Origin of the sequence: Ruegeria sp., from assembly GCF_965221235.1 — a bacterium.
Taxonomy (GTDB): Bacteria; Pseudomonadota; Alphaproteobacteria; order Rhodobacterales; family Rhodobacteraceae; genus Ruegeria.
Genome location: NZ_CBDCRS010000004.1, coordinates 399,330 through 413,832, shown reverse-complemented (window position 1 = coordinate 413,832; position 14,503 = coordinate 399,330). Strand labels below are relative to the sequence as shown.

Here is a 14,503-nt window from a genome sequence, read left to right as displayed (position 1 = left end):
TTGCAGACCTCGCTGAGCAGACATCCAACACTGCTAATAAAAACTTAACGAAATAAAATTAACGTCGAAACGTGGCGGGAATTGGGCGAAAAGGCCGTGGTAAAGGCCGGATTCCATGAATTTAGGGGATAATTTTAATGTACCCGCGGCCTCTGTTTTCGATTGAGCGACAATTTCTTTGGGGCGCTGAAATGTGGCGACTCAGTACGTGATGCCTCATCGGTCACAGATTTTTGGTCATTTTTTTTCTGCATAATTATTGATCGTTTACACATTGGGTGCGACAAAGTGACGGAACGTTTTTCGTTCGCTGGCACGGAGGGTTAAATGACGGCCAAAAATGAACCCAGCTTTCGCGAGAGTGTAGATCTTATGTTCAACAGGGCGGCGTCCCTGATGGATTTGCCTCCGGGGCTTGAGGAAAAAATCAGGGTCTGTAACGCCACCTACACTGTGCGGTTCGGTGTGCGATTGCGCGGTGAAATCCATACGTTCACCGGTTATCGTTCGGTCCATTCCGAGCATATGGAGCCGGTCAAGGGCGGTATCCGCTATGCTCTGGCTGTGAACCAGGATGAGGTCGAGGCGCTGGCAGCGCTGATGACCTACAAATGTGCGCTGGTTGAAACGCCGTTTGGCGGCTCAAAGGGCGGGCTGTGCATTGATCCCCGGCAGTATGAAGAACATGAGCTTGAGCAGATCACCCGGCGTTTCGCCTATGAACTGGCCAAGCGCGACCTGATCAATCCGTCTCAGAACGTGCCTGCACCAGATATGGGAACGGGTGAGCGTGAGATGGCCTGGATGGCAGACCAATACGCGCGGATGAACACAACGGATATTAACGCGCGCGCCTGTGTGACGGGCAAACCGCTGAATGCCGGTGGTATCGCGGGCCGGGTCGAGGCGACAGGACGGGGCATCCAATATGCCCTGCGCGAATTCTTCCGCCACCCTGAAGATGTGCAGAAGGCGGGCCTGTCGGGCAAGCTGGACGGAAAGCGCATCGTGGTGCAGGGGCTAGGCAACGTGGGCTATCACGCGGCGAAGTTCCTGAGCGAAGAAGATGGCTCGCGCATTGTCGGGATCATTGAATGGGACGGAGCGTTGTATAATCCCGACGGGATTGATGTGGAATCCGTCCGTCAGTGGATCGTGAAACACGGTGGCGTCAAGGACTACCCGGATGCCACGCATTCAGCCGAAGGCGCCGAGGTTCTAGAGGCGGATTGCGATATTCTGGTTCCGGCGGCCTTGGAGGGCGTTATTAACCTGACGAACGCCGAGCGGATCAAAGCACCTCTGATCATCGAGGCAGCCAACGGTCCTGTGACGGCCGGGGCTGATGAAATCCTGCGCAAGAAGGGCACGGTTATCATTCCTGACATGTATGCTAACGCAGGTGGTGTGACGGTGTCCTACTTTGAGTGGGTCAAAAACCTCAGCCATATCCGCTTTGGCCGGATGCAGCGTCGTCAGGAAGAAGCGCGGCACGAGTTGATTGTCAGCGAATTGGAGCGTCTGGATCGTTACCTTGGTGATGCGTGGTCTATGTCTCCGGACTTCAAGGCCAAGTATCTCAAGGGCGCGGACGAGCTTGAGCTTGTGCGCTCGGGCCTCGATGACACGATGCGGATTGCCTATCAGTCCATGCGTGAAGTCTGGCACAGCCGCGATGATGTCGAGGATTTGCGCACGGCGGCCTATATCGTGGCCATCGACCGCGTCTCAAGCAGCTATCGCGCCAAAGGGCTGTGATATCAGGTCGGGGCGGCACTCGGTCGCCCCGGCGCAACACGATAGCGCGAGGTGCAAAACGGCAATGGCGGGCAATCCCGGCCGCGGGTAAGCTGCTGCGAACGAAACGAATCTGGGAGACCCCGATGTTGCGCACTGCCCTTGTGGCCCTGTTGTTGGCCACACCTCTGGCTGCCGAGGAAACCAAAGAACAAAGCTGCCAGTATCAGGCTGATGTCGTCGCGGCGATTCAAAAAGCACGGCTGGATCGGGTGAAAGAGCGCGACGTGGCGCAGGCGGTGGCCGACAGTGGCCCAACTTGGCCTGAAAATTACAACAACGCGATTCCTCTGATCACCCCGTGGGTCTATGAGCAAAAGATGCGCGACGTTCGGAAAAAGGACCTCGGCGCGGCTTGGATGGAGCTGTGCTTGCAGCAATAATCCACAGGCCAGCGAATTCGCTGTGGACAACCGCACGCCATCCCCTTGGCGTGCGTTTTCATTTCTGGCAGGTTTGATCCATGTCACTGCCCCCCGGTTTCCTTGACGAGTTGCGCACGCGCCTCAGCCTGTCTCAGGTTGTCGGGCGCAAGGTCATGTGGGATCAGCGCAAGTCCAATCAGGGCAAGGGCGACATGTGGGCGCCGTGTCCGTTTCACCATGAAAAGACGGCGTCGTTCCACGTCGATGACCAGAAGGGTTTCTATTACTGCTTCGGCTGTCAGGCCAAAGGCGACGCGATCAGCTTTGTGAAAGAGACCGAGAATGTCTCGTTCATCGAAGCGGTTGAGATTCTGGCGCGAGAAGCCGGTATGCCGATGCCCGCGCGTGATCCGAAAGCGCAGGAGAAGCAGGACCGACGCTCGCAACTGGCCGAGGTTATGGAGCAGGCGGTGCAGTTCTTCCGCCTGCAACTCAAGACCGGGGCAGGGGGCGCGGCGCGCGATTATCTGACGCGCCGCGGGCTGGATGCTCAGGCGTTGGATCGGTGGGAGATCGGGTTTGCCCCGGATGGCTGGCAGGCGCTGTGGGATCATTTGACGGGAAAGAACGTGGCCGAGGATTTGATCCTTGGGGCCGGTCTCGCCAAACCGTCGAACAAGGGCAAAAAGCCGTATGACACGTTCCGCAACCGTATCATGTACCCGATCCGCGACCCACGCGGGCGGTGTATTGCTTTTGGCGGTCGGGCCATGGACCCCAGCGATAACGCGAAATACCTGAACTCGCCCGAAACCGAATTGTTCGACAAAGGCCGCAGCCTTTATAACCACGGCCCCGCGCGGCAGGCGGCGGGGAAGGGGCAACCTCTGATCGTGGCTGAGGGCTATATGGACGTGATCGCGCTGGCTGAGGCCGGATTCGGCGCGTCGGTTGCGCCTTTGGGGACGGCGATAACCGAGCATCAGTTGCAACTGTTGTGGCGCATCTCGGATGAGCCGATCATTGCGCTGGACGGGGATACAGCAGGATTGCGCGCAGCGATGCGGGCGGTTGATCTGGCGCTGCCGCTGTTGGAGGCCGGGAAGTCCCTGCGATTTGCGCTTATGCCCGAGGGCAAGGACCCGGACGACCTGCTACGCGCCGAAGGGCCGGGGGCGGTGCAATCAGTGCTTGAAGGTGCCATCCCCATGGTCAAACTGCTGTGGCAGCGCGAAACGGATGGCAAGGTTTTTGACAGCCCGGAACGTAAAGCGGCGTTGGACAAGGTTCTTTGGGAAAAAATCAAGGTGATCCGGGACAAGTCGATCCGGTCTCACTATGAGCAAGAGATTAAGGACCTGCGCTGGCAATTGTTCCGGCCACAGCGCCAACCTAAAAACCGCCAATGGCAGCCGCGCGGCAAATGGCAACCGCAAAAACCGGCCGCCACACCGGGCGCGCGGGCGTCGTTTTTGGCCTCATCCGAGAACGCTGATATCCAGCTGCGCGAGGCGGCGATTCTGGCCATCGCCATTCTCAATCCCAAAGTGGTGGTGCAGTTCGAGCATGAGTTGGAAGATATGGAGTGCCATGATCCCGACCATGCCAATCTGCGTGCGGCTATCCTGCGCCATGCGATTGATGATCCGGACAACCTGCAAGAGCACATCGTACAAACTTTGGGCGCTGAACCCCTTGAAAACCTGCTGGCCCTTCGCCATGTCGCAATAATCCCCTGTGTGCATAAACCGGGCGACGTTGAAAAGGCCGAGATGACGCTGGCCGAGGAACTCGCAAAGATCAAAGCTCTCAGGGGGTTGGACGCAGAGATTGCCGAAGCAGCAGAGGAACTGTCTGATCTGGCCGATGAGGCGCTGACATACCGGCTGGCACAGGCCGCCGAAGAGCGTAACCGCACAAGCCGTAGCCAGAATGAGGACAGGGCCGTTTTCGACATCGCCGACAACGGCGCACGAATCAACCGCGACGAGAAGGACGCCTTTGCAGCAATCATGTCCGGTATCAATTTCGAACGGAAACGCAGATAAGTGGTGTTTTCGTAAGGCACTGGAAAAGAAAAACGGGTAAACGGGTGGCCGAATCACTTCTACGCGCTAATGATTCGGTTCAAACGAATCACCCATCCCTGCAGGAGCATTGAATGGCCGCCAAGGATACGAACGAAGACCGCAAATCCGACGAGCAGGAACAGGAAATCTCGCTGGACATGAGCCAGGCCCAGGTCAAGAAGATGATCGCCGAGGCCCGCGAGAAAGGTTACATCACCTACGACCAGCTCAATCAGGTTCTGCCGCCTGATCAGGTCAGCTCGGAACAGATCGAAGACGTTATGTCGATGCTGTCCGAGATGGGCATCAACATCATCGAAGATGAAGAGGCCGAAGAGGAAGAGAACAAAGGCTCGACCGATCTGGTGACAACCGAAGGCCCGCGTGAGGTTGCGCTGGCCGGTGCTGCCACCGAAAAGCTGGACCGCACTGACGATCCCGTCCGCATGTACCTGCGTGAGATGGGCAGCGTCGAACTGCTGAGCCGTGAGGGCGAGATTGCTATCGCCAAGCGGATCGAGGCCGGTCGGAACACCATGATTGCCGGCCTGTGCGAAAGCCCGCTGACTTTCCAGGCGATCACCATCTGGCACGACGAACTTCTGTCCGAAGACATTCTGTTGCGTGACGTCATTGATCTGGAGGCCACATTCGGCAATCAGATGGACGAAGACGGCGATGTCGAAGAGCCGGTTGTGGATACGTCCAATGTTCAGGCGGCCAAGCCCGCCAAGGACTCGGGACCTGAGTTGGACGCCGACGGCAATCCGCTAAACAACGATGACGACGATGACGACGATGATCAGGCCAACATGTCACTGGCCGCGATGGAAGCCGCACTTAAAGATCAGGTTCTGACGACGCTGGAACGCATCTCGACCGACTTCTCGATGCTGTCGGAAATGCAGGACAGCCGGATTTCGGCCACTCTGAACGAGGACGGCTCGTTCAGCGAGAAGGACGAAGCGACCTATCAGAAACTGCGCGCTGAGATTGTTGAGCTGGTGAATGGTCTTCACCTGCACAACAACCGGATCGAAGCACTGATCGACCAGTTGTACGGCATCAACCGCCGGATCATGTCTCTGGACAGTTCGATGGTGAAGCTGGCGGATCAGGCCCGGATCAACCGTCGTGAGTTCATTGATGCCTATCGTGGCCGCGAGCTTGATCCGAACTGGCTGGCCGAAATGGCCGAAAAGCCGGGCCGGGGCTGGCAGATGTTCATCGAACGCTCGACCGCGAAGGTCGAGGAGCTGCGCAACGATATGGCTCAGGTCGGTCAATATGTCGGTCTGGATATCCCAGAATTCCGCCGCATCGTGCAGCAGGTTCAGAAGGGCGAGAAAGAGGCGCGGCAGGCCAAGAAGGAAATGGTCGAAGCCAACTTGCGTCTGGTGATCTCGATCGCGAAAAAGTACACCAACCGTGGCCTGCAATTCCTTGATCTTATTCAGGAAGGTAACATCGGCCTGATGAAGGCGGTGGACAAGTTCGAATACCGTCGTGGCTATAAGTTCTCGACCTACGCGACCTGGTGGATTCGTCAGGCGATCACGCGATCCATCGCGGATCAGGCGCGGACAATCCGTATTCCGGTGCATATGATCGAAACGATCAACAAGCTGGTCCGGACCGGTCGCCAGATGCTACACGAAATCGGCCGCGAGCCGACGCCGGAAGAGCTGGCCGAAAAGCTGCAAATGCCGCTTGAGAAGGTGCGCAAGGTGATGAAAATCGCCAAGGAGCCGATTTCGCTGGAGACGCCGATCGGCGACGAGGAAGACAGCCAACTGGGCGATTTCATCGAGGACAAAAATGCCGTGCTGCCGCTGGACAGCGCCATTCAGGAAAACCTCAAGGAAACCACGACACGGGTCCTGGCCTCACTCACGCCGCGTGAGGAGCGTGTTCTGCGGATGCGCTTTGGTATTGGCATGAACACTGACCACACTCTGGAAGAGGTCGGTCAGCAGTTCAGCGTGACCCGCGAGCGTATCCGTCAGATCGAAGCAAAAGCGCTGCGGAAGCTGAAGCACCCCAGCCGATCACGAAAACTACGGTCCTTCCTGGATCAGTAAGCACAAGGGCGCCTCAATCGAGGCGCCTTTTTTCGTTCACGGGTTTTCACGATGGCCAGTTCAAAGATCAACTTGGCCGGAACTCACAATGCGCGCCTTGTGTGCTTGCCTATATCTCGGGTGTCCACTCATGGGACAGGCCGGGGCGAGGTGGTCACGCTGTTGACCCCCGGCCACTCTGGGATCACTCGGAAAAATCCAACCGGCTACGGAATGCGCTGGGGGCCTGACCGGTCCAGCGCTTGAACGCGGTCGAGAAAGCGGGCTGATCGGCATAGCCTAGGGAATAGGCAATTTCGGACAGCGGCATTCCGTTGGTAATGAAAGTCTGCGCCAGATCACACCTAAGGTCATCGACTATTTCACGATAAGTGGTCCCTTCATCCCGCAGTCGTCGGGCGAATGTACGCGGGCTCATGCCTAGGTTGGCGGCCGCTTCGTTGGCGTGAATAATGGTTCCGGGCATGGATCGGGTGATCAGCCCTTCGACCTGAGCGCGTAGTTTCTGCCGGGGTGAGCGCCGTTCGGCGAGCACACGCTCACCGTATTCCAGCAGATGCGCCCGCAGGTTCGAGTCATAGGTCGGCACCGGCATGTCCAATGAGGACGGCGCCAGCACAATCTCGATCCTTTCTGCGCCAAAGACAACCGGACAGCCCGCAACCTTTTGAAAAATGGCGCTGTTTTCCCCGACCTCGTGTTGGAACCGGATTTCGATTGGAAAGAAGTTTGTTTGCGTCAGGCTGCGCATTCGGGCGAGACCCGCGAACAACAGGAACTCTGTGCGCCGGTGGTAACGGGCAAAGCTGGCGTCTTTCCAATCGGCTTCGACAGCGGCGAAGTTGCCGGCGTGACGCAAGCAAAACTGTAGCGCCGGGTCGATCATGCCGTGAAAGCGCGACGTGTTTTCAAGAACCTGACGCAAGTCGCGCGAATATTTACTGATATACGCGGTCAGGCTGGACGACGAGGAAAACTGCAATCCGGTCTTGGCCGCAAAGGTGATATCTTGCAGAGCATCGCAGGCATAGCGCACGAAGAGCGCTTCTTGATGCGCGCTATATACCGTGGTGGGTGGGGCGATTTTATCCCGGCTCAGGTCACATTTCTCAAGGATACGGTCCGACAGATCAGCGCTATCCGCCCGCTGATCCAGCGCCCGGGTCAACAATTGGATGCGGCTGACATCAACGTCCATGGCGTATTCTACTGTGTTTCAAATGTAATTTCACGTTGTCGCATGTGCGAGCAGACGCAGGAAAGCAATTGGCCGCAATTCCAACGGATTTGTCCAAAGGACACAAGCCCCAGCAGTACGGATTGGCTATTTTCGGCGCGTTGTCGGGTCAGTACCTTTTAGGGGATGAGGTCAGAGCCACGGTCGCACACCAAACCTGTGGCTCCCCGACAAGCCTATCCTTGACGTGTGCTCAGATGCGCTCGTGTCGCATTGCGCGGTCAGAGCTGCGGTGAAAAGCTGTGCCTATAAAGGGTTACGGCATGTCGAACTTCAGAATTGCAGAGCTGACAGAGGGGCAGGACCTTATCGTTTTTGATGGCGAATGTATTCTGTGTTCGGGCTTTTTTCAGTTCATGGTCACGCGGGACAGGCGGCAACGGTTTCGATATGCATCCGCGCAATCGCCGGTTGGGCAACGCCTGTACCAGCAGCTCGGCCTGCCGACGGGGGATTTTGAAACCAATCTGGTGATCATCGGCGAAAGAGTACATCAACGGTTGGATGCCTTTGCGGCGGCGATGAAAACCTTGCCGGGGCTTTGGCCGGTTCTGTCCCTGTGCCGATTTCTGCCCGGTTTTGTCAAAGACCCGCTGTACCACGCGATTGCGCGCAACAGATACCGCCTGTTCGGGCGCGCTGAGGCCTGTCTGATACCTGATGCGGGCCTTCGGTCCCGCTTTCTGCCTGAAGGGTTTTGAGTGAAACCGGACCCGTTTTGGCAATCCTTGCCGCCCGACGCCGATTTGCCGCCCGCGTTGCGGGTGCTGCACGGAAGAACAGGCCGGTTCTCTGGTCAGTGCCATGTAACCCGGGGAAGAGGTTGGGTTATTGCGTTGCTGTTGCGTCTTGGCCGCTTTCCTCCGGCCGGGGGCGCTGTCAGGGTGGAAATTCAGATCGACCGGTCCGCGCAGGAATGGATTTGGGACCGCAGCTTTAACGGCCACAGAACCAGATCGCGCCTGACTTACGATCACAGGCGCGCGTGTGTTCGTGAGGATATGGGCGGGCTGTCCCTATGGCTGCGCCCTGAGTTCACGGATCAGTGCTTGTCGCTTCGAATTCTGCGCGTCGTCGTTTTTGGCGTCCCGTGCCCCTCGATCCTGTTGCCACGATCTGCAACCGTTGAATGGCAGGATGATCAGGGGCGTTTCCGCTTTGATGTCTCAGCAAAATTGCCCGGCTTGGGGCTGTTGATCCGGTACCGCGGCCACCTGATACCCGTTCACGCAAAAACCTGTGCTGATTGAATTCATCGTGAACCGCCGTTGTCGGTAATTCTAGTAAACTACTGTCATACTTACCTCGAAACAGGAAAGAGTATGATTATGAATCAGGTTATGACATATGCGGCGCTTGCTGCGATTGTGCTGAGCACGCCGGCATCGGCCTTCAGTGGGCGGATCGGATATCAAACGGTGTCACTGAACAACTCGGTTTTCGAAGTGATCCCCCGCGGTCGCACCGATGCCGACGGGTACTGGTGTGCAGCGGCGGACTATGCCCGCAGAACGCTGGGTGCAGGGTGGAAAGAAAAAATCTATGTCGTGCGCGGTTATGGTCCAAGCGAGGCTACCGGGCGCAGAACAGCGGTTCAGTTTTCGATCAGCCCTCCTCAGGGAGTTGATACCAACGTCAAAACCGTATCTGTTGGCTTTGTCCCTGGTCAAAGCAGATCGGTCCAAAGCGCAAACGGGTTGTGCCACCGCCGCCAGATCTTCGACGATTAAAGGAGTTTCATTGCGATTGCAGACCGAGTTCTTAATTTCGACGCATGGCCCCCGGTTATATGAATTCACAGCGGAGGTGCGGAACTGGCTCAACTCGGTCGAACGCGATGGGTTGCTGACGTTGTTTGTGCGGCACACCTCATGTTCGCTGGTCATTCAGGAAAACGCAGATCCCGAAGTGCAGACGGATTTGCAGGCCTTTTTCGAGCGGTTGGTTCCACCGTCCGATCATCCCTCGATGAGGTATCTGCGCCATACCTATGAAGGGCCGGACGACATGCCCGCTCATATCAAAGCGGCGCTGTTACCGGTGTCGTTGTCCATTCCCGTTGCCTCGGGCACGCCTGTATTGGGGACGTGGCAGGGGATCTATCTGTTTGAACATCGCAGTGCGCCACATCAGCGAAAGGTCGCGGCGCACTTTGCGTGACCCCTTTATATTGCGGTGAAAAATTCCGACTACCCAAATCCTAGCGGCTGCCCTATAGTTGTGGATAAGTAAGCCGTAGTGCTTACAAAAAGAGGCCGAACAAGGGACGAGGAGACGGCGGATGCGCTGCCCGTTTTGCGGAAATATCGACACTCAGGTGAAAGATTCACGCCCGGCAGAGGATCACGTCGCGATCCGCAGACGCCGGTTCTGTCCCGCGTGTGGGGGGCGCTTTACCACATATGAACGCGTGCAACTGCGCGATCTGGTGGTGATCAAAACCAACGGAAAACGCGAGGATTTCGACCGCGACAAGCTAGAGCGCTCGATCCGCATTTCGATGCAGAAACGTCCAATTGAACCCGATCGCATCGACCAGATGATCTCGGGTATTGTCCGTCGTTTGGAGAGCATGGGTGAGACCGATATCCCATCCAGCAAGATCGGCGAAATCGTTATGGAAGCGCTGGCGCGGATCGACACCGTAGCCTATGTTCGCTTTGCGAGCGTATACAAGAATTTCCAGGCGGCCGATGATTTCGAGGAGTTTGTCCACGAACTGCGCCCGCCGCAGCCTTCGACGGACGAGTGAGCGAAACAGATAAGCGATACATGGCGTTGGCCCTTTCATTGGGTCAGCGCGGTCAGGGGACGTGTTGGCCTAACCCGGCTGTCGGGTGCGTTATCGTGCGCGATGGTCGGATCGTCGGACGCGGCTGGACCCAGCCGGGAGGACGCCCACATGGCGAAACGCAGGCGCTGGCGCAGGCTGGTGAGGCTGCGCATGGTGCGACGGCTTATGTCTCGCTTGAACCCTGTTCTCATCACGGCAGAACGCCCCCTTGCGCCGAGGCTTTGATTAACGCGGGCGTAGCGCGCGTGGTCTCGGCTATCGAGGATAGTGATCCACGTGTGGCTGGGCAGGGCTTTGCCATGCTGCGCGAGGCCGGGATCGAAGTCACCACCGGCGTTCTGGCCGAACAGGCCGCGCGCGATCACGCGGGGTTCTTTCTGAAAACCGAACAAGGGCGGCCCTTTGTGACGCTGAAACTGGCCAGCAGTTTTGACGGGCGGATTGCCACGGCGAGCGGTCACAGCCAGTGGATCACCGGCCCCAAAGCCCGGCGGGCTGTTCATGCTATGCGCGCGCGTCATGATGCGGTGATGGTGGGCGCCGGGACTGCGCGGGCCGATGACCCCTCACTGACGGTACGTGATCTGGGGATCGAGGCGCAGCCGGTGCGGGTCGTTGTCTCGCGCCATTTGGATATCCCGTTGATGGGTCATCTGGCGCGTACCGCTGCCGAAATTCCTGTTTGGCTGTGCCACGGCCCTTCTCCGGACCCCGAGCGCGCTCGGGCGTGGGAGGGTTTGGGCGCGCGTCTGATCTCATGCGCCTTGCAGGAGTATCAGGTTGATGCCACCGATCTGTTGCAGCAATTGGGGCAAGCAGGCCTGACGCGCGTATTTTGCGAGGGCGGTTCGGCCTTGGCGGCATCTCTGCTGGCGGCTGATCTGGTGGATGAGCTTGTCGGTCTCGCCGCCGGCCTGACAATCGGAGCCGAGGGTTTGCCCGCAATAGGATCTTTGGGGCTGGACATGCTGGACGAGGCGGCAAGGTTTGATCTGGTCGAAACGCAGACAATCGGACCGGATATCCTGCACCGCTGGTCTCGGGCATTGCGTTAACGGCGTCGCCACAGATGCGCATGGGTTGCCAGCGCGCCTTGCAGCTTTGACAACAGACGTAAGGTTGGGCCAGCAGTGTGGTCCTTGCGGTCCGTCAGGCGCTGCAAGGCCACCTCAACCGGGCAGGGATATCCGGTGTCCGGGTCCATATAGCGCGGATAGTCAATCAAGGCGGCATGAACCAACCCCAGCATCGAAGGCTTTGCCCCGCGCCGCGCCGGCACGGTCCCCAGATCCGTCGTCAGCCCCCATCCGGCATAAAAGGGCGCACCCAGCGTCGTCACGCGCACTCCGCGCAGCAGAGCCTCGAACCCCAGCAGAGACGTCATTGTCCAGACCTCCTGCACATGAGGCAACAGGGCGGCTGGGTCGGTGTTGCCGACGATAGTGTCTGCAAGGGTTTCGTCGTAAATAGCACCCGCGCGCAGACCGGCCTCGACATCGGGGTGGGGTTTGTAAATCAGAACGGCATTCGGGTTGGCCTCTCGCACTGCTTGCAGCAGCTCGGTATTGGTGCGCACCGTGGTGGTTCCTAGCAGGACCGAGGCGTCGTCTTCGACTTGCCCCGGGACCAGAATGCGATGCCCGTCCGGCAGGTCGGGGGCCGTGCCACCGGTATTGTATTTGCTCAACTGCCCCGCAATGATTTGCGCCACCAGACGCTCGGCCCGCATCTCCTGATCGGGGCGCAGATTTTCGCGCTGGGCGATCAGGTCCTCCAACTGGCTGGGATGCGTCGGGTCGTAGTAAATACCAACATCGTCGGTTGCCAAAGACACAGGCGGAACGAGTTGCGCGCCAAGGCCGCGTGAGCGTAGAAAACCATCCTCGATCCGGACAACCTGTTCCCCGCTGCGCGCGTGACGCGCCCAGACCATATGCGGGCGGTCAGAGGGCGCGGGAGGGCCCGAAACGAATTGAACTTTTTTCTGACGCCCGAACATCTGTTGCAAATGCTTGCGCTTCCACAACCGCATGCCAGATGCCGTCCAGCCCTTGTGATCTTGCCGCCAGGCGCGGGTCTGCGCCTCGAGCGTGCTGAGGACGTTTTCCAACTCGCACAATTGGTCCTGATAGGGATCATACCATGTCGGGTACAGGATCATCGCGGCGGCAAACAGTTGTGGCCGGGTCAGATTGCGTTGGCGGCGCGGGATATAGACCTCGTCCTGCGTCAGCCCCCAGCCGGCATAGAAAGGCTGTCCAAAGACACGGGGTTTGTGTCCGGCCATGATGGCCTCGAACCCCAGTTGCGAAGACAGGGTGTAAACGCCAACCGCCCCTTCGAGCAACACCCAGGGGCTGATCGGTGCGGTCAACAGAGACACCCGGTCGGTCTGATCCTCCTCGGAATAATATCCGCCGCGATGGCCCGAAACGGTCTCCGGGTGCGTTTTGATCAGGATGCGCGCACCGGGGTTTTCCTCTTGCGCCATGACCAGCATTTCGCGGAACCGGGCGTCGTCACCCTTGCTGGCAACAACCGATGCATCGTCGCGCGCCTGATCGATCACCAGAACATAACCGGGGTCCGGCGGCGGCAAGTCCGGGTCTATGGCCGAGTACTTGCTGAGATGAAGCTCGCGCATTCTCTCAGTCGCATTTCGCGCCCGGTTCAACAGGGCGGTGTCGTCCAGCGGATGCGTGGCCAGCAGAGTCTCTAGGTCCGAGGGCCGGGAAGGGTCAAAATGCAGCCCCGACCGATCCAGCAACAGACCCAGCGGAGGTTCACCCGTCCGGCCCAGATGTAGTGAGCGCACAAAGGCGTCCTCGACCCGCAGAATCGGCGCGTTGTGTCGGGCGGCGACGGCAATCCCGCGATGGGCCGTCGGACTGTTGCCCCACACACCAACGGCGTCGCCCTCCTTGGGCAGACCCAGCCGAATGTCGTAACCAGACAGTCGAAGAATACGCCGAATACGGCGTTGGGTCAGGAAACCACCATTGTAGACAAGCAGCCGGGTGCGCTGCGTCCCGGCAGTCGCCTCGACCTGCATCAGCCGCCCGTCAGTGTGGCGACGTTTGCAACCGGCGTCAGGCCTCCGGCGATGAGAGAGATCGACTTGCTCCATTGCGCATATGGCGCCTCGGTCACGTAGATCGTGTCATCGTCTCGGATCACGAAATCCCGCGCGATGAACAGGCCGTTCGGGGCCGTCAGGTTCAGCAGATAGACCATGCGCTGATCCCCTTGCAGCTCTGGACGCCCCATAACCTTGCGGGCGATGTCCTGCCGTTCTTTACGGAGCACGAAAATCCCTGTCGGGTCAGATGACAGGGATTGCAGACCGCCCACCTGCGCCAGCGCCTCAAGCGCGGACAGGTCCTGAGTGTCGAATGCCACGCGAGATTGCCCGCCGGTGGCACCCAGCGCAATGTAGGAACGACTGTCGGCTTCGACCAGAATGCGATCTCCGCCGCGCAACGCGACGTCTTGCCGGGGATTCAGGATCAGATCGTCGTACCAGACTGTGCCGCGATCATTCCCTCGGATCAGCGTCACAAGTGCAATGTCCGAGCCAACTGACACTCCGCCAGCTTGCGACAGCATCCCGGCAAGGGTGCGACTGGGCTGTTCGATTGCATAAACGCCCGGTGCGCCGATTTCGCCCGTCAGCGACACGGTCGAGCCGTTGCCCGCAGTACGGCGGACCTCAACCTGCGGGTCCGGGGTTTGGTCTTGAAGCTTGTTGGTGATCAGTTGGCGCAACTGTTCTGGTGTGTTCCCAGCGGCACGGATGCGACCGGCATAGGGAACAAAGATGAAGCCTTCACTATCGACTTGCACCTGTTCAAGGACGGTGGCCGCGCCGGTTTCGCCCGACAGCAGACCGTCGTCGACGTTTTCCCAGATTGTCATCCCCAGAATGTCGCCCGGACGAACGGTGTCGGCCGTCAAGCTATGCGCGCTTCTGAAGGCAGAAGAAAACCCATAGGCCGGAATGGCCGAGGTGGCCTGAGCCACCCGGTCGTCCACTTCAACCACAAAGGCATTGCCGCCTTTTTCCACGGACCCGGCCAGAATCTCGTTCTTGTTGGGGCCTGCCTTGGGAAGCTGGCACGCGGTCAGAAGGCCGATTGCGGCCACAAGGGACATCCCCCTGA

General features: G+C 58.7%; 13 protein-coding genes. 10 read left to right on the top strand and 3 right to left on the bottom strand.

All coding sequences use genetic code 11. The features are described from left to right. Window positions 1–327: 327 nt before the first annotated feature. The 4 genes from ACOQOY_RS05055 to rpoD all read left to right on the top strand — a co-directional run bounded on the left by ACOQOY_RS05055 (window position 328) and on the right by rpoD (window position 6,312). A complete protein-coding gene (locus ACOQOY_RS05055) occupies window positions 328–1,758 on the top strand; it encodes a Glu/Leu/Phe/Val family dehydrogenase (RefSeq protein ID WP_420584390.1) in 1,431 nt (476 codons plus the stop codon). 125 nt (window positions 1,759–1,883) lie between these two features. Continuing rightward, complete coding sequence (locus tag ACOQOY_RS05050; protein WP_420584389.1) at window positions 1,884–2,180, top strand: hypothetical protein; 297 nt, start codon at window positions 1,884–1,886, stop codon at window positions 2,178–2,180. Window positions 2,181–2,260: 80 nt separating this feature from the next. Then, the gene (gene dnaG, locus ACOQOY_RS05045; protein ID WP_420584388.1) at window positions 2,261–4,210 is read left to right on the top strand and encodes a DNA primase; all 1,950 of its coding nucleotides are present in this window, start codon (window positions 2,261–2,263) and stop codon (window positions 4,208–4,210) included. Window positions 4,211–4,323: 113 nt separating this feature from the next. Beyond that, a complete protein-coding gene (gene rpoD, locus ACOQOY_RS05040; protein WP_420584387.1) occupies window positions 4,324–6,312 on the top strand; it encodes an RNA polymerase sigma factor RpoD in 1,989 nt (662 codons plus the stop codon). Between the two features lie 184 nt (window positions 6,313–6,496). Here rpoD and ACOQOY_RS05035 read toward each other — a convergent pair whose 3' ends face one another. Then, the gene (locus ACOQOY_RS05035; protein ID WP_420584386.1) at window positions 6,497–7,510 is read right to left on the bottom strand and encodes a helix-turn-helix domain-containing protein; all 1,014 of its coding nucleotides are present in this window, start codon (window positions 7,508–7,510) and stop codon (window positions 6,497–6,499) included. A gap of 302 nt (window positions 7,511–7,812) precedes the next feature. On the opposite strand from ACOQOY_RS05035, the gene ACOQOY_RS05030 reads away from it, so the two are divergent. From ACOQOY_RS05030 to ribD, 6 genes are all read left to right on the top strand, one after another. After that, a complete protein-coding gene (locus tag ACOQOY_RS05030; protein ID WP_420584385.1) occupies window positions 7,813–8,250 on the top strand; it encodes a thiol-disulfide oxidoreductase DCC family protein in 438 nt (145 codons plus the stop codon). Continuing rightward, window positions 8,251–8,799 (top strand): DUF4166 domain-containing protein, encoded by a 549-nt coding sequence (locus ACOQOY_RS05025; RefSeq protein WP_420584384.1) that lies wholly within the window; start codon window positions 8,251–8,253, stop codon window positions 8,797–8,799. Between the two features lie 78 nt (window positions 8,800–8,877). Beyond that, window positions 8,878–9,279: a hypothetical protein gene (locus ACOQOY_RS05020; RefSeq protein ID WP_420584383.1), complete on the top strand. Its 402-nt coding sequence runs from the start codon at window positions 8,878–8,880 to the stop codon at window positions 9,277–9,279. 16 nt (window positions 9,280–9,295) lie between these two features. Further along, window positions 9,296–9,709, top strand: coding sequence for a secondary thiamine-phosphate synthase enzyme YjbQ (locus ACOQOY_RS05015; protein WP_420587211.1), 414 nt, complete (start codon window positions 9,296–9,298; stop codon window positions 9,707–9,709). 121 nt (window positions 9,710–9,830) lie between these two features. After that, window positions 9,831–10,301 carry a transcriptional regulator NrdR gene (gene nrdR, locus ACOQOY_RS05010; protein WP_170324479.1) on the top strand — a complete coding sequence of 157 codons (471 nt, stop codon included), beginning with the start codon at window positions 9,831–9,833 and terminating at the stop codon, window positions 10,299–10,301. Further along, window positions 10,298–11,398 carry a bifunctional diaminohydroxyphosphoribosylaminopyrimidine deaminase/5-amino-6-(5-phosphoribosylamino)uracil reductase RibD gene (ribD, locus tag ACOQOY_RS05005; protein ID WP_420584382.1) on the top strand — a complete coding sequence of 367 codons (1,101 nt, stop codon included), beginning with the start codon at window positions 10,298–10,300 and terminating at the stop codon, window positions 11,396–11,398. The genes nrdR and ribD overlap by 4 nt, the downstream gene beginning before the upstream one ends. Here ribD and ACOQOY_RS05000 read toward each other — a convergent pair. Next, window positions 11,395–13,395: a capsular polysaccharide biosynthesis protein gene (locus ACOQOY_RS05000; protein ID WP_420584381.1), complete on the bottom strand. Its 2,001-nt coding sequence runs from the start codon at window positions 13,393–13,395 to the stop codon at window positions 11,395–11,397. The genes ribD and ACOQOY_RS05000 overlap by 4 nt on opposite strands. Next, the gene (locus ACOQOY_RS04995; protein ID WP_420584380.1) at window positions 13,395–14,495 is read right to left on the bottom strand and encodes a polysaccharide biosynthesis/export family protein; all 1,101 of its coding nucleotides are present in this window, start codon (window positions 14,493–14,495) and stop codon (window positions 13,395–13,397) included. Before ACOQOY_RS04995 ends, ACOQOY_RS05000 begins: the two co-directional genes overlap by 1 nt. Between the last annotated feature and the right edge of the window lie 8 nt (window positions 14,496–14,503).